Annotated in this window: 24 protein-coding genes; all 24 read left to right on the top strand. The window is 50.7% G+C overall.

Going from position 1 to position 22,341, the window contains the following annotated elements; all coding sequences use genetic code 11:
- The first annotated feature begins 103 nt into the window (after positions 1 to 103).
- Complete coding sequence (locus tag ACSZLD_RS11555) at positions 104 to 706, top strand: class I SAM-dependent methyltransferase (RefSeq protein ID WP_377909338.1); 603 nt, start codon at positions 104 to 106, stop codon at positions 704 to 706.
- A gap of 360 nt (positions 707 to 1,066) precedes the next feature.
- Positions 1,067 to 4,612, top strand: coding sequence for a DNA-directed RNA polymerase subunit beta (gene rpoB, locus ACSZLD_RS11560; protein WP_377909339.1), 3,546 nt, complete (start codon positions 1,067 to 1,069; stop codon positions 4,610 to 4,612).
- Between the two features lie 36 nt (positions 4,613 to 4,648).
- Positions 4,649 to 8,266: a DNA-directed RNA polymerase subunit beta' gene (gene rpoC, locus ACSZLD_RS11565; protein ID WP_444685246.1), complete on the top strand. Its 3,618-nt coding sequence runs from the start codon at positions 4,649 to 4,651 to the stop codon at positions 8,264 to 8,266.
- Positions 8,267 to 8,379: 113 nt separating this feature from the next.
- A complete protein-coding gene (locus tag ACSZLD_RS11570; RefSeq protein WP_377909341.1) occupies positions 8,380 to 8,628 on the top strand; it encodes a 50S ribosomal protein L7ae-like protein in 249 nt (82 codons plus the stop codon).
- A 111-nt stretch (positions 8,629 to 8,739) separates the two neighbouring features.
- Positions 8,740 to 9,153, top strand: a complete 414-nt coding sequence (rpsL, locus tag ACSZLD_RS11575; RefSeq protein WP_168004290.1) for a 30S ribosomal protein S12 — start codon at positions 8,740 to 8,742, stop codon at positions 9,151 to 9,153.
- A gap of 47 nt (positions 9,154 to 9,200) precedes the next feature.
- The gene (gene rpsG / locus ACSZLD_RS11580) at positions 9,201 to 9,671 is read left to right on the top strand and encodes a 30S ribosomal protein S7 (protein ID WP_168004291.1); all 471 of its coding nucleotides are present in this window, start codon (positions 9,201 to 9,203) and stop codon (positions 9,669 to 9,671) included.
- A gap of 96 nt (positions 9,672 to 9,767) precedes the next feature.
- Positions 9,768 to 11,846, top strand: a complete 2,079-nt coding sequence (fusA, locus tag ACSZLD_RS11585; RefSeq protein ID WP_377909342.1) for an elongation factor G — start codon at positions 9,768 to 9,770, stop codon at positions 11,844 to 11,846.
- 117 nt (positions 11,847 to 11,963) lie between these two features.
- Positions 11,964 to 13,154 (top strand): elongation factor Tu, encoded by a 1,191-nt coding sequence (tuf, locus tag ACSZLD_RS11590; protein WP_377909343.1) that lies wholly within the window; start codon positions 11,964 to 11,966, stop codon positions 13,152 to 13,154.
- 368 nt (positions 13,155 to 13,522) lie between these two features.
- Positions 13,523 to 14,356, top strand: a complete 834-nt coding sequence (locus ACSZLD_RS11595; RefSeq protein ID WP_377909344.1) for a hypothetical protein — start codon at positions 13,523 to 13,525, stop codon at positions 14,354 to 14,356.
- Between the two features lie 372 nt (positions 14,357 to 14,728).
- Positions 14,729 to 15,544, top strand: coding sequence for a hypothetical protein (locus ACSZLD_RS11600; RefSeq protein ID WP_444685247.1), 816 nt, complete (start codon positions 14,729 to 14,731; stop codon positions 15,542 to 15,544).
- A gap of 375 nt (positions 15,545 to 15,919) precedes the next feature.
- Positions 15,920 to 16,228, top strand: a complete 309-nt coding sequence (rpsJ, locus tag ACSZLD_RS11605; protein ID WP_168004296.1) for a 30S ribosomal protein S10 — start codon at positions 15,920 to 15,922, stop codon at positions 16,226 to 16,228.
- Between the two features lie 46 nt (positions 16,229 to 16,274).
- Positions 16,275 to 16,904, top strand: coding sequence for a 50S ribosomal protein L3 (rplC, locus tag ACSZLD_RS11610; protein ID WP_377909346.1), 630 nt, complete (start codon positions 16,275 to 16,277; stop codon positions 16,902 to 16,904).
- 26 nt (positions 16,905 to 16,930) lie between these two features.
- The gene (gene rplD, locus ACSZLD_RS11615) at positions 16,931 to 17,554 is read left to right on the top strand and encodes a 50S ribosomal protein L4 (RefSeq protein WP_377909347.1); all 624 of its coding nucleotides are present in this window, start codon (positions 16,931 to 16,933) and stop codon (positions 17,552 to 17,554) included.
- Complete coding sequence (gene rplW, locus ACSZLD_RS11620) at positions 17,554 to 17,844, top strand: 50S ribosomal protein L23 (RefSeq protein ID WP_377909348.1); 291 nt, start codon at positions 17,554 to 17,556, stop codon at positions 17,842 to 17,844. The genes rplD and rplW overlap by 1 nt, the downstream gene beginning before the upstream one ends.
- A 32-nt stretch (positions 17,845 to 17,876) precedes the next feature.
- Positions 17,877 to 18,710, top strand: a complete 834-nt coding sequence (gene rplB / locus ACSZLD_RS11625) for a 50S ribosomal protein L2 (RefSeq protein ID WP_377909349.1) — start codon at positions 17,877 to 17,879, stop codon at positions 18,708 to 18,710.
- A 60-nt stretch (positions 18,711 to 18,770) separates the two neighbouring features.
- Positions 18,771 to 19,049 carry a 30S ribosomal protein S19 gene (gene rpsS, locus ACSZLD_RS11630; RefSeq protein ID WP_377909350.1) on the top strand — a complete coding sequence of 93 codons (279 nt, stop codon included), beginning with the start codon at positions 18,771 to 18,773 and terminating at the stop codon, positions 19,047 to 19,049.
- A 22-nt stretch (positions 19,050 to 19,071) separates the two neighbouring features.
- Complete coding sequence (gene rplV, locus ACSZLD_RS11635) at positions 19,072 to 19,413, top strand: 50S ribosomal protein L22 (RefSeq protein WP_168004302.1); 342 nt, start codon at positions 19,072 to 19,074, stop codon at positions 19,411 to 19,413.
- A 2-nt stretch (positions 19,414 to 19,415) separates the two neighbouring features.
- A complete protein-coding gene (gene rpsC, locus ACSZLD_RS11640) occupies positions 19,416 to 20,075 on the top strand; it encodes a 30S ribosomal protein S3 (RefSeq protein WP_168004303.1) in 660 nt (219 codons plus the stop codon).
- A gap of 2 nt (positions 20,076 to 20,077) precedes the next feature.
- Entirely contained in the window at positions 20,078 to 20,512 is a 435-nt protein-coding gene (gene rplP, locus ACSZLD_RS11645; protein ID WP_168004304.1) for a 50S ribosomal protein L16, read from the top strand.
- Complete coding sequence (gene rpmC / locus ACSZLD_RS11650) at positions 20,502 to 20,702, top strand: 50S ribosomal protein L29 (RefSeq protein ID WP_168004305.1); 201 nt, start codon at positions 20,502 to 20,504, stop codon at positions 20,700 to 20,702. The genes rplP and rpmC overlap by 11 nt, the downstream gene beginning before the upstream one ends.
- 20 nt (positions 20,703 to 20,722) lie before the next feature.
- Positions 20,723 to 20,983, top strand: coding sequence for a 30S ribosomal protein S17 (rpsQ, locus tag ACSZLD_RS11655; RefSeq protein ID WP_377909351.1), 261 nt, complete (start codon positions 20,723 to 20,725; stop codon positions 20,981 to 20,983).
- Between the two features lie 44 nt (positions 20,984 to 21,027).
- Positions 21,028 to 21,396 carry a 50S ribosomal protein L14 gene (rplN, locus tag ACSZLD_RS11660; RefSeq protein ID WP_377909352.1) on the top strand — a complete coding sequence of 123 codons (369 nt, stop codon included), beginning with the start codon at positions 21,028 to 21,030 and terminating at the stop codon, positions 21,394 to 21,396.
- A gap of 57 nt (positions 21,397 to 21,453) precedes the next feature.
- Positions 21,454 to 21,765, top strand: a complete 312-nt coding sequence (rplX, locus tag ACSZLD_RS11665) for a 50S ribosomal protein L24 (protein ID WP_377909388.1) — start codon at positions 21,454 to 21,456, stop codon at positions 21,763 to 21,765.
- 30 nt (positions 21,766 to 21,795) lie between these two features.
- On the top strand, positions 21,796 to 22,335 hold the full coding sequence (rplE, locus tag ACSZLD_RS11670; RefSeq protein WP_168004308.1) for a 50S ribosomal protein L5: 540 nt from the start codon (positions 21,796 to 21,798) through the stop codon (positions 22,333 to 22,335).
- Positions 22,336 to 22,341 lie beyond the last annotated feature (6 nt).

Consider the following 22,341-nt stretch of genomic DNA (forward strand, 5'->3'; position numbering starts at 1 on the left):
CATAAAAACAAATAAGAACATTTGTTCTCATAACTGGAAAAGTGCATGATGTGCAGCTGATAAACAGAAGGGCTTCGGCCCTGAATGACTGGGAGGGACTGCTATGGCAGATCACTATTACTCAAAAAAACCGTCGACAGCGAGCAGCCCGCGGGAGCTCAAGGAGTCCGTCCGCGGCACGGAGCTGTCCTTTACCGTCGACAGCGGCGTTTTCTCCAAAGGCGGGCTCGACTTTGGATCACGACTTCTGCTCGAGTCGCTTGAAGAGCCGACAGCGGAAGGGCGTCTGATCGATGCCGGCTGCGGCTGGGGGCCGCTGGGAATTTTCGCAGCCGTCTGGTATCCGGAACGACCGGTGCTCATGGTCGACGTGAACGAACGTTCCGTGGAACTGTCCCGGCGCAATGCGGATCGAAACGGAGCAGCCCGGGCCGAGGTGCGGGAGCAGGATCTGCTGGAAGGGCTCGATGCCGGCAGTGCTGCGATGATCGTCAGCAATCCGCCGATCCGGGCTGGCAAGGAGGTTGTCTTCCGGTTGTACGAACAGGCGTGGCACGTCCTGAAGCAGGGCGGTACGCTTACAATTGTGATTCAGAAAAAGCAGGGAGCGCCGTCGACGAAGGCAAAGCTTGAAGAACTGGGCTTCACCGTTGAAACGACTGCTAAAAAGAAGGGCTATTTCATCTTTCGTGCAGAAAAACATTGACGCGATACGGGCGCTGTGTTAATGTTATTTAATGCGTATGAATATGAAAATAGGGCTCTTATGCACTTCTTTATCATAGCGCCAGCTGCTTTTATAGAATTTGAATAGAAAACTGCGGAGAAAAAGGGTGGGAACATTAACTACAGTCGTCATCAACATGGATGCATGCCAACGACCTTAGTGCCCTTTTTTTCTTTGTTTCCAGAATCTGCACAAATCTTCCTGCACAGCAGCCTCGAAAAGCACGGCCTGTGATTCCTACAGCATATTCCACCGTAACACACATTATCAGTATACGATCAGTCAGGGGCATTTATGGTCTCTTGATGATAAAAACGTTAGGTTTGAGGGGTGAATGAGTTGACAGGTCAACTAGTTCAGTATGGACGCCACCGCCAGAGAAGAAGTTATGCACGAATCAATGAAGTTTTGGATCTGCCGAACTTAATTGAAATTCAGACGGCTTCTTATCAATGGTTTCTTGATGAAGGTATTCAGGACATGTTTCAGGACATTTCACCGATCGAGGATTTTACTGGAAACCTCGTTCTGGAATTTGTCGATTACAGCTTAGGGGAGCCTAAGTATCCGGTCGACGAATCGAAAGAGCGCGACGTGACGTATTCCGCACCGCTCCGCGTGAAAGTACGCCTGATTAATAAAGATACCGGTGAAGTAAAAGAACAAGAAGTATTCATGGGAGATTTCCCTCTCATGACAGATACCGGTACATTCATTATTAACGGGGCAGAACGCGTCATCGTTTCCCAGCTCGTGCGATCGCCAAGTGTCTACTTCAGTCAGAAGATGGACAAAAACGGCAAGCGCGGCTACACGGCTACGGTTATTCCAAACCGTGGTGCATGGCTGGAGCTGGAGACAGATGCCAAGGACGTCGTATACGTACGTATTGACCGTACGCGGAAAATTCCGGTGACGGTGCTCCTGCGTGCGCTCGGTTTCGGCTCTGATCAGGAAATCATTGATCTGCTTGGAGAAGATGAGTATCTCCGCAATACGCTCGAAAAAGACAATACAGACGGATCCGAAAAGGCGCTGCTTGAAATTTACGAGCGTCTCCGCCCTGGTGAGCCGCCGACAGTCGAAAGCGCGAAAAGCCTGCTCGAGTCCCGCTTCTTTGATCCGAAGCGATACGACCTGGCAAACGTCGGCCGCTATAAGATGAACAAAAAACTTCATATAAAGAACCGTCTTTTCAATCAGCGTCTTGCAGAAACACTCGTTGATTCGGAAACAGGCGAAATTCTTGCAGAAGAAGGAACGGTGATCGACCGCCGCGTCCTCGATAAACTCATTCCTTACTTTGAAGACGGGCTCTCATTTGAGCGCCACAACCTGAACGGAGGCGTCATTGAGGATGAAGATGTGGATCTTCAGACGGTGATGATCTACTCCCAGAAGGACGGCGACGAAGAGCAGCCGGTGAAGATCATTGCCAACGGCGGCATTGATTCCAAAATCAAAAACATCACGCCGGCCGACATCATTTCGTCTGTCAGCTACTTCTTCAACCTGCTGCACGGAACAGGCCAGACCGATGATATTGACCATCTCGGCAACCGCCGTCTCCGTTCTGTAGGGGAACTGCTTCAAAACCAGTTCCGCATCGGACTTTCCCGAATGGAGCGTGTCGTGCGCGAACGTATGTCCATTCAGGATGCCAACATGATTACGCCGCAGGCGCTGATCAACATCCGCCCGGTTATCGCATCTATTAAAGAGTTTTTCGGAAGCTCCCAGCTGTCCCAGTTCATGGACCAGACGAACCCGCTTGCGGAATTAACGCATAAGCGCCGCCTTTCTGCACTCGGACCCGGTGGTCTGACGCGTGAACGCGCCGGCTTTGAAGTGCGTGACGTTCACTACTCCCACTACGGGCGTATGTGTCCGATCGAGACGCCGGAAGGTCCGAACATCGGGCTGATCAACTCGCTTTCCTCTTTTGCGAAAGTGAATCCGTTCGGCTTTATCGAATCGCCTTACCGCCGCGTGGACCATGAAAAAGGACTCGTAACACGGGAAGTGGATTACCTGACAGCGGATGAAGAGGACAACTACGTCGTCGCACAGGCGAACGCCAAGCTCGATGATGAAGGTCACTTCGTGGATGAGAACATCATCTGCCGCTTCCGCGGGGAAAACATTATCGTTGCCCGCGACCGCGTTGACTACATGGACGTATCGCCAAAGCAGGTTGTATCTGCTGCAACGGCGTGTATTCCGTTCCTTGAAAACGATGACTCCAACCGTGCCCTCATGGGTGCGAACATGCAGCGTCAGGCAGTGCCGCTTCTTGAGCCGCACTCCCCGCTCGTCGGTACAGGCATGGAATACGTGTCTGCCAAAGACTCCGGTGCTGCAGTCGTAGCCAGAAAGCCCGGCCGCGTGGAAAAAGTAACTGCCGACTTTGTGGACATTCGCGAGCTGAAGACGATCGACGGCCGTGAAGTAGAAGGGGACGTTACCCGCTACAACATGATGAAATTTGAACGTTCCAACCAGGGAACGTGCTATAATCAGCGCCCAATCGTCTCTGAAGGAATGGTCGTGGAAAAGGGAGAAATCCTTGCAGACGGCTCTTCCATGGAAAAAGGTGAAATGGCACTCGGTCAGAACGTACTCGTCGGCTTTATGACGTGGGACGGCTACAACTATGAGGATGCCATCATTCTCAGCGAGCGTCTCGTCAAGGACGACGTGTACACGTCGATCCACATTGAAGAGTACGAATCCGAAGCACGTGATACGAAGCTCGGACCGGAAGAAATCACGCGTGACATTCCAAACGTCGGGGACGATGCGCTCCGCAACCTGGATGAGCGCGGCATTATCCGCGTCGGTGCTGAAGTAAAAGACGGCGACATTCTCGTCGGTAAAGTAACGCCTAAAGGGGTTACCGAGCTGACCGCAGAAGAGCGTCTTCTGCACGCCATCTTCGGAGAAAAAGCACGTGAAGTCCGTGACACGTCCCTGCGCGCTCCGCACGGCGGCGACGGCATCGTGCTTGATGTGAAGATTTTCAACCGTGAAGACGGCGATGAGCTGCCGCCTGGCGTGAACCAGCTCGTACGAGTTTACATCGTACAGAAGCGTAAGATTCACGAAGGGGATAAGATGGCCGGCCGTCACGGAAACAAAGGTGTTATTTCCAAAATCCTTCCGGAAGAGGACATGCCGTTCCTGCCGGATGGCACACCAATCGACATCATGCTGAACCCGCTCGGGGTACCTTCCCGTATGAACATCGGACAGGTGCTGGAGCTGCACATGGGTATGGCTGCACGTCAGCTGAACATGCACATTGCAACGCCGGTATTTGACGGTGCCAACGAGGAAGATGTCTGGTCCACGATCGAAGAAGCCGGTATGGCCCGCGACGGAAAAACCGTCCTGTATGACGGCCGTTCAGGTGAACCGTTCGACAGCCGAGTCTCTGTCGGTGTCATGTATATGATTAAGCTTGCACACATGGTAGATGACAAGCTGCACGCCCGTTCCACAGGTCCTTACTCGCTCGTAACGCAGCAGCCGCTCGGTGGTAAAGCCCAGTTCGGCGGACAGCGTTTCGGTGAGATGGAGGTATGGGCACTCGAAGCTTACGGTGCTGCCTACACGCTTCAGGAAATCCTCACCGTGAAGTCCGATGACACGATCGGCCGCGTGAAGACGTACGAAGCAATTGTAAAAGGTGAAAACGTACCGGAGCCGGGTGTACCAGAGTCGTTCAAAGTTCTCATCAAAGAGCTGCAGAGTCTCGGTATGGACGTGAAGATGCTGTCCAGCAACGATGAAGAGATCGACATGCTCGAAATCGATGAAGAAGAAGATCAGGCGAACGATAAGCTGAACCTGAATCTGGAGTCAGGCGGAGAATCGAACGCGTAATCGGTGAATTCGAATGCTGAAAGGGAGGTTGGCCCCTTGATAGATGTAAATAACTTTGAATATATGAAAATCGGCCTCGCTTCCTCCGACAAGATTCGCTCTTGGTCACGGGGAGAAGTCAAGAAGCCGGAAACGATCAACTATCGTACGCTGAAGCCGGAAAAGGACGGTCTTTTCTGTGAGCGTATCTTCGGTCCGACAAAGGACTGGGAATGCCACTGCGGTAAATACAAGCGCGTCCGCTATAAGGGCGTTGTCTGTGACCGCTGCGGCGTAGAAGTAACACGTGCGAAAGTCCGCCGTGAGCGTATGGGGCACATCGAGCTTGCTGCCCCTGTCTCCCACATCTGGTACTTCAAAGGAATTCCGAGCCGTATGGGCCTCGTGCTCGATATGTCTCCGCGTTCCCTCGAGGAAGTGATCTACTTCGCTTCCTACGTCGTAACAGATACCGGCGACACGCCGCTCGAATTGAAGCAGCTGCTGTCTGAGAAAGAATACCGCAGCTACCGCGAGAAATACGGTCGTTCGTTCACCGCTAACATGGGAGCGGAGGCGATCCGCCAGCTGCTCGAGGACATTGACCTCGACAAAGAGGCGGCTTCCTTGAAAGAAGAGCTGGAAACAGCTCAGGGACAGCGCCGTACGCGTGCAATCAAGCGTCTGGAAGTGATCGAAGCATTCCGTCACTCCGACAACGATCCGGACTGGATGGTCCTCGACGTGCTTCCGGTTATTCCACCGGAGCTTCGTCCGATGGTCCAGCTGGACGGCGGACGTTTTGCAACGTCTGACCTGAACGACCTGTACCGCCGCGTGATCAACCGGAACAACCGTCTGAAGCGCCTGCTCGACCTCGGTGCACCGAGCATCATCGTGCAGAACGAGAAGCGTATGCTGCAGGAAGCAGTAGACGCCTTGATCGACAACGGCCGCCGCGGCCGACCGGTCACAGGACCAGGTAACCGTCCGCTTAAATCCCTTTCCCACATGCTGAAAGGGAAGCAGGGACGCTTCCGTCAAAACCTTCTCGGTAAGCGTGTTGACTATTCCGGCCGTTCCGTTATCGTCGTAGGTCCGCACCTGCAGATGTATCAGTGCGGTCTGCCGAAGGAAATGGCGCTGGAGCTGTTCAAACCGTTCGTCATGAAAGAACTCGTCAGCCGCGGGCTTGCACATAACATCAAGAGTGCAAAGCGCAAGGTAGAGCGCGTGAATCCGGAAGTATGGGACGTACTGGAAGAAGTGATCCGTGAGCATCCGGTGCTGTTAAACCGTGCACCGACGCTTCACCGTCTCGGTATCCAGGCGTTTGAACCAACACTTGTGGAAGGTCGTGCGATTAAGCTTCACCCGCTCGTATGTACAGCCTACAACGCTGACTTTGACGGGGACCAGATGGCGGTGCACGTACCGCTTTCCGCTGAAGCACAGGCTGAATCCCGCCTGCTTATGCTCGCTGCACAGAATATCCTGAACCCGAAGGACGGCAAGCCAGTCGTCACACCTTCCCAGGATATGGTTCTTGGTAACTACTACCTGACGCTCGAGCGTGAGGGCGCAATCGGCGAAGGCGGCGTCTTTAACAATCCGAACGAAGTGCTAACGGCTTATCAGAACGGCTACGCGCATCTGCATACGCGTATCGCGCTGCCGGTAAGCTCGATTGATAAAGATAACTTCCGTGAAGAATTCCAGAACCACCTGCTGCTGACGACAGTCGGCAAGGTGATCTTTAACGAAATTCTGCCGAAGTCCTTCCCGTATGTGAACGAGCCGACGGCAGAAAACCTGGAGATCGAAACACCGGAGCGGTTCTTCGTCCCGGGTACAACCGATGTAAAAGAGCATTTCAAAAACAGCGAGCTCGTAGCGCCGTTTAAGAAAGGCTTCCTCGGGGACATCATTGCGGAAGTATTTAAGAAGTTTAAGATTTCCGAAACGTCCGTCATGCTCGATAAGATGAAGTCACTCGGTTTCTACTATTCCACAAAAGCTGGTATTACAGTAGGGGTCTCCGACATCGTCGTACTCGAAGACAAGCAGGAAATTCTCGATGAGGCTGAGGAAAAAGTATCCAAGATTTCGAAGCAGTTCCGCCGTGGTCTGATCACGGAGGAAGAGCGCTACGATAAAGTCATCGAAGTATGGAGCAAAGCGAAAGATGTGATCCAGGAGAAGCTTCTCGGAACACTCGAGAAGACGAACCCGATCTTTATGATGAGTGATTCCGGTGCACGAGGTAACGCCTCGAACTTTACGCAGCTTGCGGGTATGCGTGGTCTGATGGCGAACCCGTCCGGACGAATCATCGAGCTTCCGATCAAGTCCAGCTTCCGTGAAGGGCTGACGGTACTTGAGTACTTTATCTCGACACACGGTGCCCGTAAAGGTCTTGCCGATACCGCACTGAAAACAGCGGATTCCGGTTACCTGACGCGTCGTCTCGTTGACGTTGCCCAAGACGTGATTATCCGTGAAACAGACTGCGGCACAGACCGCGGACTGGAAGTGAAGGCTATTACAGAAGGCGCTGAGGTCATTGAAAGCCTCTACGACCGTCTTGTCGGCCGTGTCTCCTTCCAGAACGTCTACCATCCGGAAACAAACGAGCTGCTCGTCAGCCGTAACGAAGATATTTCCGAAGATGTGGCGAAGGTTATTGAGGAATCAGGCATCAAGACCGTTCTGATCCGCTCTGTCTTCACGTGTGATACGAAGCACGGTTCCTGTAAGCGATGCTACGGCCGCAACCTGGCGACAGGCGCAGAAGTGGAAGTCGGCGAAGCAGTCGGCATCATCGCTGCCCAGTCCATCGGGGAGCCGGGTACCCAGCTTACGATGCGTACGTTCCACACAGGCGGCGTAGCCGGGGATGACATCACACAGGGTCTTCCTCGAATTCAGGAAGTATTCGAAGCGCGTAATCCGAAAGGTCAGGCGGTCATTTCCGAGATTGAAGGTCAAGTCACGGATATCCGCGAAGCGAGCGAAAAGAAAGAGATCGTCGTTTCCAACAAGCTTGAAACGCGCACGTATACGGCGCTGTTCGCAGCCCGCTTTAAAGTGGAGATCGGCGATGAAGTGAAGCCGGGTCAGGAACTGACAGAAGGTTCGATCGATCCGAAAGAGCTTCTCACTGTCTCCGGTGTACACGGCGTGCAGGAATACCTGCTGCGCGAAGTACAGAAGGTTTACCGTATGCAGGGTGTTGAAATCGGTGATAAGCACGTCGAGGTCATGGTTCGCCAGATGATGCGCAAAGTACGCGTGATCGACGCCGGCGACACGACGGTGCTGCCTGGATCCCTCGTGGAAATCCATCAGTTCAACGACGTGAACCGCGAGATTCTGCTGCGCGGCGGCCGTCCGGCAACCGGACTGCCGGTGCTGCTCGGTATCACAAAAGCATCGCTTGAAACGGATTCGTTCCTGTCCGCTGCATCCTTCCAGGAGACGACACGTGTTCTTACCGACGCGGCCATCAAAGGCAAGCGTGACGAACTGGTCGGCCTGAAGGAGAACGTCATCATCGGGAAGCTCGTACCTGCCGGAACCGGCATGCAGCGCTACCGTCAGATGAAGCACGTCGACACGAGCGAGCCGGAAGAACAGTCGTTTGAAGAAGTAACCGTACCCGAAGAAGAAATGTAGGATCACCGGGCCGGACACAGCACAAAATTCCCTTCAGGAAAGTGTTGACACTGTCCGGCCCTGGTGATACTATATCTAAGTGTGCCAAATACCTGATGCTTTGGAGGATGACAATGTCTTATGAAAAAGTAGCACAGGCAGCTGAAAAAGTGGTCGGCACGAAACAAACTTTAAAAGCACTGGAAAGTGAACAGGTAAGGGAGCTCGTCGTTGCTGAAGACGCTGATCAGGAAGTGCTGGCAAAAGCGCTCGAGACAGCACGTGAACTTAACGTTCCCATCACCTATGCCGATTCGATGAAGAAGCTCGGCAGGGCATGCGGAATCGATGTCAACGCAGCGATCGTAGCAATTAAAAAATGAAAAAAGTTTTGGCTGTATTCTTACAGATGCAGCGAAAACTTTCCTTTTACCCATTTGTGAACCACCTGGACCAGTGGGCTTGCATTTTGAGATCAGAAGGGAGGAAACATCATGCCTACAATTAACCAGCTAGTACGTCAGGGACGCCAGTCTAAAGGGAAGAAGTCTGACTCTCCTGCACTGAACAAAGGTTACAACAGCTACAAGAAGCGCCAGACGGATGAAGCTTCTCCACAGAAGCGCGGTGTCTGCACGCGTGTTGGTACTATGACTCCGAAGAAGCCGAACTCGGCCCTTCGTAAGTACGCACGTGTACGTCTGACAAACCAGATTGAGGTGAACGCCTACATCCCTGGTATCGGACATAACCTGCAGGAGCACAGCGTTGTGCTTATCCGCGGTGGACGAGTAAAGGACCTTCCTGGTGTACGTTACCACATCGTGCGCGGTGCACTTGACACTGCAGCAGTTGACGGCCGTATGCAGGGCCGTTCCAAGTACGGAACAAAGCGTCCTAAGAAATAAGCAGCTGCGCGCAAGCAGCCGAATCATATTGAAAGGAGGGACCTTTAATGCCTCGTAAAGGACCAGTACCTCGCCGAGATGTATTAGCAGATCCTATCTATAAATCTAAGCTTGTGACACGCCTGATCAACCGCATCATGATCGATGGTAAGAAGGGTGTTGCACAGAAATCTCTTTACGCAGCTTTCGACCTCGTCCGTGAGCGATCCGGCAAGGATCCACAGGAAGTATTCGAAGAAGCGCTGAAGAATATCATGCCAGTACTTGAAGTAAAAGCACGCCGTGTCGGCGGTGCCAACTATCAGGTACCGATTGAAGTAAAGCCGGACCGCCGCACCACGCTTGGTCTCCGCTGGCTCGTGAACTACGCGCGCCTTCGCGGTGAGAAGACGATGGAAGAGCGTCTCGCTAACGAAATCCTCGACGCAGCTAACAACACTGGCGCAGCCGTGAAGAAGCGTGAGGAAACACACAAAATGGCAGAAGCGAACAAAGCATTCGCACACTACCGCTGGTAGGATCCACTGTCATGATCATCCTGCAGCAGGGGCGGAGTTTTCTCCGCCTTTGCCGCAGACAATCAAATTCCGATTCACAGGAAGGAGAAAAGACACATGGCACGAGAGTTCTCCTTGGAAAAGACTCGTAATATCGGGATCATGGCTCACATCGATGCCGGTAAGACGACCGCGACCGAGCGTATTCTTTTCTACACAGGACGTATCCATAAAATCGGTGAAACGCATGACGGCGGTTCTCAGATGGACTGGATGGAGCAGGAGCAGGAGCGTGGAATCACGATTACCTCTGCTGCAACAACAGCCCAGTGGGATGGCCACCGCATTAACATCATCGATACTCCAGGTCACGTAGACTTCACAGTAGAAGTTGAACGTTCCCTGCGTGTACTCGACGGTGCAGTAGCCGTACTTGATGCCCAGTCCGGGGTTGAACCACAGACTGAAACGGTTTGGCGTCAAGCTACAACGTATGGCGTACCTCGTATTGTTTTCGTCAACAAGATGGACAAGCTTGGTGCAGACTTCATCTACTCTCTCGGGACGCTTTCTGACCGTCTCGGTGCAAACGCTGCAGCAGTTCAGCTGCCAATCGGTGCGGAAGATGACTTCGAAGGAATCATCGACCTCGTCGAAATGGAGGCGTTCTACTACCTGGATGACCAGGGCACGCGTACAGAAGCACGCGAAATTCCGGAAGAGTACAAAGCACAGGCTGCCGAATATCGTGAGAAACTGGTTGAGGCCGTTTCCGACCTTGACGAAGATCTCATGATGCTCTATCTCGAAGGAGAAGAGATCGACACGCCAACGCTTAAAAAAGCAATCCGTACTGCAACATGTAACGTTGAATTCTATCCGGTACTCTGCGGTTCCGCATTTAAGAACAAAGGTGTCCAGCTTCTTCTTGATGCTGTTATTGACTACCTTCCGGCTCCGACAGACGTTAAAGATATTGAAGGTCACGTACCTGAGACGGAAGAACAAGTTGTTCGGAAGTCCGGCGACGATCAGCCGTTCGCGGCGCTTGCCTTCAAGGTTGCCACCGATCCGTTCGTTGGTAAGCTGACATTCTTCCGCGTTTACTCCGGTACGGTTAACGCAGGTTCCTACGTAGTGAACTCTACGAAGGGCAAGCGTGAGCGTATGGGCCGTATTCTTCAGATGCACGCCAACCACCGTGAAGAAATCCCGACTTGCTACTCCGGGGATATCGCAGCTGGTGTCGGCCTGAAGGACACGTCTACAGGGGACACGCTCTGTGACGAAAAGAATCTCGTTATTCTTGAGTCCATGGAATTCCCTGAGCCGGTTATCCACCTGTCCGTAGAGCCTGCTTCTAAAGCAGACCAGGATAAGATGGGTATGGCGCTTGCCAAGCTGGCAGAGGAAGACCCTACTTTCCGCACGCACACAGATGACGAAACGGGACAGACGATCATCGGTGGTATGGGTGAGCTTCACCTCGACATCATCGTAGACCGTATGAAGCGTGAGTTTAAAGTGGAAGCAAACGTCGGTGCACCTCAGGTATCTTACCGTGAGACAATCCGTCAGGCTGCTAAGTGTGAAGGTAAGTTCGTTCGACAGTCCGGTGGACGCGGTCAGTTCGGTCACGTTTGGATCGAGTTCTCTCCAAACGACGAAGGCGGCGGATTCGAATTCATCGACAACGTAGTCGGTGGTGTCGTTCCACGTGAATATATCGGTTCTGTTGAACAGGGTGTAAGAGAATCCCTGGAGAACGGTATGCTCGCAGGCTACCCGGTTGTTGACGTAAAAGCACGTCTTTACGACGGTTCCTACCACGATGTCGACTCCAACGAGATGGCATTTAAGGTAGCAGCTTCCCTCGCACTGAAGGAAGCAAAAGGCAAGTGCAGCCCGGTTCTTCTTGAGCCAGTTATGCGCGTCGAAGTTGTTATCCCTGAAGAGTACATGGGTGACATCATGGGTGACATCACGTCACGCCGCGGACGTGTAGAAGGTATGGAAGCACGCGGAAACGCACAGATCGTGAAAGCGATGGTGCCGCTTGCTGAAATGTTCGGTTATGCAACTTCCCTGCGTTCCAACACACAGGGCCGTGGACAGTACACGATGCACTTCGACCACTATGAAGAAGTTCCAAAGAGCATCTCTGAGGAAATCGTAAAAAAGTCCTCCGGTAAGTAAGCCTGTCATTGTCACTGTTTTGATTTTGTTGTAAGCTAGAAAAGGTGACAGATGCGCTCTTCACCTTTTCAAATAGAAATACAAATAATTTAACTATATGTAAGGAGGATTTCGATCATGGCAAAAGAAAAATTTGATCGTTCCAAAACGCATGCGAACATTGGTACAATCGGTCACGTTGACCACGGTAAAACAACTCTGACTGCTGCTATCACTGCTGTACTTCACAAGAAGTCCGGTAAGGGTACTGCAATGGCGTACGACCAGATCGATGGTGCACCAGAAGAGCGTGAGCGTGGAATCACTATCTCCACTGCACACGTAGAGTACGAGACTGATTCTCGTCACTATGCACACGTTGACTGCCCAGGTCATGCTGACTACGTTAAGAACATGATCACTGGTGCTGCACAGATGGACGGAGCAATCCTCGTTGTATCTGCTGCTGACGGCCCAATGCCACAGACGCGTGAGCACATCCTGCTTTCCCGTCAGGTTGGTGTACCTTCCATCGTTGTATTCCTGAACAAGACGGACCAGGTTGACGACGAAGAGCTTCTCGAGCTCGTAGAAATGGAAGTACGTGAGCTTCTTTCTGAGTATGACTTCCCTGGTGACGACATCCCAGTCGTTAAAGGTTCTGCTCTGAAGGCTCTCGAAGGTGACGAAGAGCACGAAAACGCAATCCTTGAACTGATGCAGCAGGTGGATGACTACATCCCAACACCTGACCGCGACAAGGATAAGCCATTCATGATGCCTGTAGAGGACGTATTCTCTATCACAGGCCGTGGTACAGTAGCAACTGGCCGTGTTGAGCGTGGACAGCTTAACGTTGGTGACGAAGTTGAGATCATTGGTCTTGCTGAAGCTCCATCCAAGACTACTGTAACTGGTGTTGAAATGTTCCGTAAGCTTCTCGACTACGCTGAAGCTGGTGACAACATTGGTGCACTGCTCCGTGGTGTATCCCGTGACGACATCAACCGTGGACAAGTACTTGCTAAGCCAGGTTCTATCACTCCACACACAAAGTTCAAAGCAGAAGTTTACGTTCTGTCTAAAGAAGAAGGTGGACGTCACACTCCATTCTTCACAAACTATCGTCCACAGTTCTACTTCCGTACTACGGACGTAACTGGTGTTACTCACCTTCCAGAAGGTGTAGAGATGGTTATGCCTGGTGACAACGTAGAGATGACTGTTGAACTGATCTCCCCAATCGCGATTGAAGAAGGTACTAAATTCTCAATCCGTGAAGGCGGACGTACAGTAGGCGCAGGCGTCGTTGCTGAAATCACTGAGTAATTGAATGAATACATGCGGATCTTCATCCGCATCTCCAGCCGGGCAGGCTTACCTGCCCGGTTTTTTTTTGTGGATTCCTTTGCCAATGTCAGACAATGTTTGCCATTTATATTTGTAAATAATTTCTACGAGAATGGTCTTTACCTATTTCTTGTGGTGGATTGCTGTTTATGCTGGAAGGCAGCGTTCCGCTTATATGATCATGCCGCTAAGTATTCAAGAAGTTAAAGAATGGCGGAGTTCGCATCTTTTCTTGGGGTCCGCTAACCTGCATCAAATAAAGCAGATCTATTTCATACAAGTTTACAAATCAAACGGTTATTTGTTAGCATTGGAAACGAATTACAAATAAAAAGGGGCGTCCAAATTTGCAGAAATACATACAATCATCCGCTCTCCTTTCACTGGCTTTCTTAACTGCATGCGGTGAAGGAGAAAACGCAGAATTAAACGAAGGACAATTAGAAGACGATCAGAATAATATCGAAGCTATGGCTGATGAAGAGAATGCAGGTGAAGAGGGGCAGTTATCCTATTTTGATGAACTGAGAAATAGAACATATGACACGCCGGAGTCGTATTTAGATGAAGAAAAGTATCGATCTATCGAAGAAACGTTGCGAAATTTGAATCTTCCTGAAAAGGGGAAATCGATTGAGGGTGACCTGATCGTTTATGAGAACGGTTTTGAATTTGAGCGGGAAACGAAAGTAGCCACACACGGACATTTGCCGTCACCGGAATTTCATCAAAGGGATCCTGAAATTCCTGAAGCAAGTCAGGCGGTAGGCTTAATGATGAAACGCGCAAGTATTAGTTATGACTCATTTAACACACCATCCGGTGAATTTGGCCTGCCCCTAAGCGGCGGCACAGATTATTACGGTGAATATATAACGGAACCAATGGGGACATTCGGAACAGAGCGAATCGAAGAAGAAGGACGGCCAACTGAAATCATACATTACGGTTGGGACGCTATCCAAAATACTTCTATAAATATTAATCGTGAGCTCTACGAATTGGAACAACATTATAAGAGTGAAGAATATCAATTGATTCATGAATGGTCATACGAGACGCGCCATCTTTTATATAGAGCAGTAACAAATAATGCTGAACAATATGAAACGGGTTTTGAATACTATGAACTTGCGGTTGAAAACATTGAACGTATGAATGAAATTATTGAATCCTTGTAAGATTCTTGTCCGCTGTCAATTTTGGCAGCGGATTTATATGTAAGAAGCTTAGCAGCGTATAAAAACAGGCAGGCATGTTGAAAACTAGAATGAAAAAGTAAAACTCCGGGCTTCAAAAAGAACTTAACGGTAACGGAAAGTAACACAGCTCGTCCTATCATTAACTGTCGCGGACCCAATTGTCACTTGCGCAACACAAGCGGACCGATATAACGAAAAAAGTGATACAAGAAGCTGCAAATCTAACTTTACGCTTCTCAAAACCAACAGAAGCTTGTCTGCTCACGATCGACAGGCGGGGGAGCATGAGCCTTCGATGGTCACAGCTACTTGCGTTTGTTCAAACAATTCAGCTCAAAAAGGAGAGAACCGATGCCTGACTTACAAGCACATTACCTGCGAACGGCGCGTACATTTCAAAAGATCGGTGCCGCCTGTTCGATTGCAGCGCTTGCCCTGGCAGGCTACTGGATACTGACCGGCTGGCCGGGCTCGCTCGATTCGCTTGTTCCGTTCTTCACTCTTGCTGCGGCCGGACCGGGTCACGTTATCGCAGCTGCTGTAAAGAAGCGGCGCGCAGAACAGATCCGCATCACCGTTCCGGAGACCCCTCCCGCACTCGATCAGGAGAGACGAATTATGCTCGTTCCAGCCGTGCACTGGCTCCGGAATATGCTTTACATCACGATGCGAGGGGAAGGGGCGGCGATTGACAGGGAAGAAGCAGATGGAATCACCAAAATTATCACCGCGCTGCTCCACCTGATCGGACTGCGTCCATACTTAAAGAAACGACTCGTCGTCGAAAACCAGGAAGGCACGTTGTACCGGCTTGAAAAGAATCGCGGTTTACATCAGTACACGTATCTTTACGACCAGCACGGGACGAAGCTTGGCTCCTATAAAATGAACGTCTGGAACGTAAGGCGCAGCTACACGACCTTTCGTGATGAAGCGGGCGTGCCCATCGGTGAGAGCGACGGCGGCTTCAGCGGCACGCAGTTCAAGGTAAAAAACGAGGCGGGGGACGTGCTGATCGACATCCGTCATGATGGAATTCCTGCCGAGGCGCTGTACCTGTTTGCCGGTACGCGGGGTGACATTCTTCAGTTCCATGAGGATCCCGCGAGTCTGCACCCTGTACATCTTCTGGCTCCGGCTGTCATTCAGCTTCACTACCGCTCGTGACGAGTTTCTTCTATAGAAAGGGTGTCCTCTGAGGAGGACCAATTCGGGGGCAGCAGGATAGCAACACGGAACGCTTTGTTACTCCCTGATAACTATCAGAAAATTCCGCCCTTCGTAATCTGTGAATTTACATCAAATACCCCTTGAAATCAGCGTTTCGAGCCTGTATACTACACAAAGTGTGACTGTAGAAATAAGCGGAAAAAGCATTGCGTATACAGCGCGTTTCCTGTATACTATACAATGTTGGTCACAGAAAGGCTTTGATTCGGGAGGTTACCGACACACCCGATCCCGTTGCCATGGATCGGCTGACGGAAAATTTCCGAGGAGCAAGTCTATTTCCAAAAATGGGCGAAAAAAGGAGGTAAAAAAATGGCAAAGCAAAAGATTCGTATTCGTTTAAAGGCGTATGATCACCGTGTACTCGACGCTTCTGCTGAGAAGATTGTTGAGACTGCCAAGCGTTCAGGTGCCGGAGTAGGCGGTCCTATCCCGCTTCCGACAGAACGTTCTGTATACACAGTCCTTCGTGCGGTGCACAAGTACAAGGATTCCCGTGAGCAGTTCGAAATGCGCACGCACAAGCGTCTTATCGACATTCTTGAGCCGACACCACAGACAGTTGATGCGCTGATGCGTCTTGACCTGCCGTCTGGTGTGGACATTGAAATCAAGCTTTAATTTGTTTATATAAAAAATATTTAATTATTAACAGGAGGTGTGACGGATGACCAAAGGAATCTTAGGAAAAAAGCTCGGCATGACGCAAGTTTTTACAGAAGCCGGTGAAGCAGTGCCTGTCACTGTAATCCAGGCGGAGCCAAACGTTGTGCTTCAGAAGAAGTCAGCAGAAGGCGACGGCTACGAAGCGATTCAGCTTGGTGCTTTTGACCAGAAAGAAAACAACCAGAACAAGCCGAGAAAAGGACACGCTGCTAAAGCAGACACAACGCCTAAGCGCTTCGTGAAGGAAATCCGCGACGCTGACGCAGCTGAACTTGAGGTTGGTCAGGAAGTCAAGGTAGATGTATTTGCTGAGGGAGATATCGTAGACGTAACTGGTAAGTCCAAAGGTAAAGGATTCCAGGGTGCGATCAAGCGACACAATCAGTCCCGCGGGCCAATGTCCCACGGTTCTCACTACCACCGCTCGCCAGGTTCCATGGGGCCTGTTGACCCGAACCACGTACGTCCGGGTAAACTGCTTCCAGGGCGCATGGGCGGAGACACTGTAACCGTTCAGAACCTTGAAGTTGTAAAAGTTGACGCAGAGCGCAACGTACTGCTCGTTAAGGGTAACGTACCTGGTGCAAAGCGCAGCTTTGTAACTGTTCAGTCTGCTGTAAAAGCTAACTAATTTCGGATAAGAAAGGAGGAGCCCCGATGCCTAAAGTAACTCTGTACAAACAGGATGGCTCACAGGCCGGCGATATCGAGCTGGCAGAAGGCGTATTCGGTATTGAACCGAACGAAAACGTAGTTTATGAAGCTGTCATCATGCAGCAAGCATCACTTCGTCAAGGAACTCATTCCACTAAGAACCGCTCGGAAGTACGCGGCGGTGGACGCAAGCCTTGGCGTCAGAAGGGAACAGGCCGTGCACGTCATGGTTCAACTCGTTCCCCAATCTGGGTAGGAGGCGGCGTAGCGTTTGGTCCAACACCACGCAGCTACGGATACAAGCTTCCTAAGAAGCAGCGTCGTCTTGCACTGAAATCCGCTCTTTCTTCAAAGGTAAACGAGAATAACATTCTTGTTCTTGAAGAGCTGAGCTTCGAAGCTCCAAAAACGAAGGAAATGAAAGCTGTACTTGCAGGTCTTTCTGCTAACACGAAGACACTGATCGTAACAGCGGACGAAAACGAAGCAGTTGCACTTTCTGCCCGTAACCTTCCAGGAGTAACGGCTATTAAAGCTTCCGGTGTAAACGTACTGGATCTTCTCAAGCACGAGAAGCTCGTTATTACACAGGATGCTGTTAAACAGGTAGAGGAGGTGCTTGCATAATGGCTAACGCACGCGATATTATTAAGCGCCCGATTATCACTGAAAACTCTGCTGAGCTGATGGAGAACAAGAAGTACACGTTCGAAGTTTCCCCATCTGCCACTAAGCCTCAGATCCGCGCAGCTATCGAAGAAATCTTCGGCGTGGAAGTAGCTTCTGTCAACACGATGAACTACAAAGGCAAGTTCAAGCGTTTCGGTCGCCACAGCGGCTATACCCGCAAGCGCAAGAAAGCAATTGTACAACTTTCCGCAGACAGCAAAGAACTTGAGTTCTTTGAAGGTGCGTAAATAAAACGTCTTAACGAAGGAGGGAAAAGCTCATGGCTATCAAAAAGTATAAACCGATTACGAACGGCCGTCGTTTCATGACAACTCTTCAGAACGAAGAACTTACGACCGACAAGCCGGAAAAATCACTGCTTGCGCCGCTTTCGAAAAAAGCTGGACGCAACAACCAGGGACGCCTGACAGTACGCCACCAGGGCGGCGGTCATAAGCGTCAATACCGCATCATCGACTTTAAGCGTGACAAAGATGGAATTCCAGGCCGCGTTGCTACGATCGAATACGATCCGAACCGTTCTGCGAACATCGCACTGATCAACTATGTTGACGGTGAGAAGCGCTACATCCTTGCGCCAAAAGGCATCAAGGTTGGAACAGAGATCATGTCCGGTAAGGATGCCGATATCAAAGTCGGAAATGCACTTCAGCTGAAGGACATTCCGGTAGGTACGATCATCCACAACATCGAGCTCCGCCCAGGAAAAGGTGGACAGCTTGTACGTTCTGCAGGAGCTGAAGCACAGGTTCTCGGACGCGAAGAAAAGTACGTTCTCGTACGTCTGCGCTCCGGTGAAACACGCCTCATCCTTGGAACTTGCCGTGCGACAGTCGGCCAGGTCGGCAACATTGAGCACGAGCTTGTCACAATCGGTAAAGCAGGCCGTTCCCGCTGGATGAACAAGCGCCCGACTGTACGTGGTTCTGTTATGAACCCGAACGATCACCCACACGGTGGTGGTGAAGGCCGCGCTCCAATCGGACGTCCTTCTCCAATGTCTCCATGGGGCAAGCCGACTCTTGGTTACAAGACACGAAACAAGAACAAAGAGTCCAACAAATATATCGTGCGTCGTCGCCGTAAAAAATAACGGGGTTGTCCTACGGTTCTCACGGAGGGCCGTAGCGCAATCGCGAAGGGAGGTACCATTATGGGTCGCAGTTTGAAAAAGGGACCATTTGTAGATGATCATCTGATGAAGAAGGTAGAAGCACAGGCTGATTCCAGCAACAAGAAGGTAATCAAGACCTGGTCCCGCCGTTCTACAATTTTCCCACAGTTCATCGGTCACACGATCGCTGTATACGATGGCCGTAAACACGTGCCGGTTTACGTTCAGGAAGACATGGTAGGCCACAAGCTTGGCGAATTCGCGCCAACGCGTACGTACAAGGGCCATGCTTCTGACGATAAGAAAACACGACGTTAATAAAGAGGGGAGGTACTGACTCATGGAAGCCAAAGCAGTAGCAAAACAAGTACGTGTTGCTCCTCGCAAAGCTCGTCTGGTCGTTGACCTGATCCGTGGAAAGGAAGTTGGAGAAGCAATCTCCATCCTGAACCACACGCCGAAAAAAGCATCCCCGATTGTAGAGAAGCTTTTGAATTCAGCGATCGCGAACGCGGAGCACAACTACGAAATGGAGCCGGACAACCTCGTCGTTGCTCAGGCATTCGTAGACGAAGGAGTTACACTTAAGCGGTTCCGTCCAAGAGCACAGGGACGCGCAAGCCGTATCAATAAGCGTACGAGCCACATCACATTAGTGCTAACAGAAAAGAAGGAGGGATAAGTGTGGGTCAAAAAGTAAATCCTCATGGACTGCGTGTCGGCGTCATCAAAGACTGGGAGTCCAAATGGTATGCTGATAAAGACTATGCTGATCTGCTTCACGAAGATATCCGCATCCGCGACTATCTCGAGCAGCGTCTCAGCGAAGCGTCCGTTTCCACGATTGAAATCGAACGAGCGGCAAATCGTGTGAACGTTACGATCTATACTGCTAAGCCAGGTATGGTTATTGGTAAAGGCGGTTCTGAAGTAGAAGTACTTCGCAGAACACTGAACCAGATGACTGGCAAGCGTGTTCACATCAACATCAACGAAATCAAGAAGCCTGATATGGATGCAACACTCGTTTCTCAGAACATTGCACGCCAGCTGGAAAGCCGTATTTCTTTCCGCCGCGCAATGAAGCAGTCCATGCAGCGCACAATGCGTTCCGGCGCAAAAGGTATCAAAACAGAAGTATCCGGACGTCTCGGCGGAGCCGATATCGCCCGATCAGAATCATACAACGAAGGTACTGTTCCACTTCACACACTCCGTGCTGACATCGACTATGGTACTGCAGAAGCAGATACTACGTACGGCAAGCTCGGTATTAAAACTTGGATCTACAAGGGTGAAGTCCTTCCAACTAAAGGAACGAACGCAGAGGAAGGAGGAAATTAATCATGCTAATGCCTAAACGTGTTAAATTCCGTCGTGAGCACCGTGGTAAGATGCGCGGACGAGCGAAAGGCGGAACGGAAGTATCTTTCGGTGAGTATGGTCTTCAGGCAGTTGAAGCTTCCTGGATCACAAACCGTCAGATCGAAGCTGCGCGTATCGCAATGACGCGTTACATGAAGCGTGGCGGTAAGGTATGGATTAAGATCTTCCCAGACAAGCCTTACACTGCAAAGCCGCTTGAAGTCCGAATGGGTTCCGGTAAAGGTTCTCCTGAAGGCTGGGTAGCAGTCGTAAAGCCAGGGAAGGTAATGTTCGAGATCGCCGGTGTATCGGAAGAGGTTGCACGCGAAGCACTTCGTCTTGCATCCCACAAGCTGCCGATCCGTACGAAAGTAATTAAACGTGAAGAAGTGGGTGGTGACGCAAATGAAAGCTAATGAAATCCGCAACCTAACCACTGCAGAAATTGAACAGAAAGCCACTTCTCTTAAGGAAGAGCTTTTCAACCTTCGCTTTCAGCTTGCGACTGGTCAGCTGGATAACCCGGCTCGCATCAGCGAAGTGAAGAAGTCAATCGCACGAGCTAAGACCGTACTACGCGAGCGCGAACTCGGTATTGCGGAATAGTCCCGAGAGGAGGAATAACCGTGGAACGTAACAACCGTAAAGTTTACGTAGGCCGCGTGACATCTGACAAGATGGACAAGACAATCACTGTTTCCATCGAGTCCTACAAGATGCACCCGCTGTATAAAAAGCGTGTTAAGCACACGAAGAAATATAAAGCGCACGATGAGAACAACACTGCAAAGGTGAACGACATCGTCCGCATCATGGAAACCCGCCCGCTTTCCAAAGACAAGCGCTTCCGCCTTGTTGAGGTAGTGGAAGAGGCCGTAATCATCTAAGCACGCAATAGCGTCTTCGCATCCGAAGGGAGGTAAAGGAATCTATGATTCAACAGGAAAGCCGTTTAAAAGTAGCTGATAACTCCGGTGCCCGTGAAGTACAGTGCATTAAAGTACTTGGTGGTACAGGCCGTAAGACTGCGAACATCGGTGACGTAATCGTCTGCTCTGTAAAGCAGGCAACACCTGGTGGCGTTGTCAAGAAAGGTGAAGTAGTACGTGCTGTAATCGTACGCTCTCGCACAGGTGCACGCCGTCCGGACGGATCTTATATCAAGTTCGACGAGAACGCAGCTGTAATCGTACGTGACGACAAGAGCCCACGAGGAACTCGTATCTTTGGACCGGTTGCACGTGAACTGCGTGAAAACAAGTTCATGAAGATCGTTTCTCTGGCGCCGGAAGTACTGTAAGAATAGAGATCGGAAACAACCGAGTAAAGAGGAGGTGCCCTCATGTCCCAGGCGAAACTGCACGTGAAAAAGGGAGATAACGTTAAAGTCATCTCCGGTAAGGATAAAGGTAAAGAAGGTAAAATTCTTGAAGCTTATCCAAAGAAAGACCGCGTACTCGTGGAAGGCGTAAACATGGTAAAGAAACACGCTAAGCCATCCCAGACGAACCCACAAGGCGGAATTCTTAACCAGGAAGCGCCTATTCACGTATCAAACGTTATGGTGATCGACCCGAAAACAAACGAGCCTACGCGCGTTGGTTTCAAAGTCGAAGACGGCAAGAAAGTACGTATTGCTAAAAAATCCGGCGAAGCGCTTGATAACTAAGCAGCCGGCTGCTGAAAGGAGGTTCATTCAATGAGTCGTTTGAAGGAAAGATTCAATCAGGAAATTACACCTTCTCTGAAAGAGAAGTTCGAATACTCTTCCGTTATGGAAGTACCGAAGCTCGAAAAGATCGTTGTAAACATGGGTGTCGGTGACGCTGTACAGAACTCGAAGGTGCTTGACAAAGCAGTAGAAGAGCTCGCAACGATCACTGGTCAGAAGCCGCTTGTAACAAAGGCGAAGAAATCCATCGCAGGCTTTAAAGTCCGTGAAGGAATGCCAATCGGTGCGAAGGTAACACTGCGCGGTGAGCGTATGTATGACTTCCTCGACAAGCTTGTCTCTGTATCCCTGCCACGTGTACGTGACTTCCGCGGTGTTTCCAAGAAAGCATTTGACGGACGAGGCAACTACACGCTCGGCGTGAAAGAGCAGCTGATCTTCCCAGAGATCAACTACGATGATGTAGACAAGGTCCGAGGAATGGATATTGTCATTGTTACAACTGCTAACACAGACGAAGAAGCTCGTGAGCTTCTCACACAGTTCGGTATGCCGTTCCAAAAATAAACTCTT

It is taken from the genome of Alkalicoccus luteus (assembly GCF_052061695.1).
Classification (GTDB): domain Bacteria; phylum Bacillota; class Bacilli; order Bacillales; family Salisediminibacteriaceae; genus Alkalicoccus; species Alkalicoccus luteus.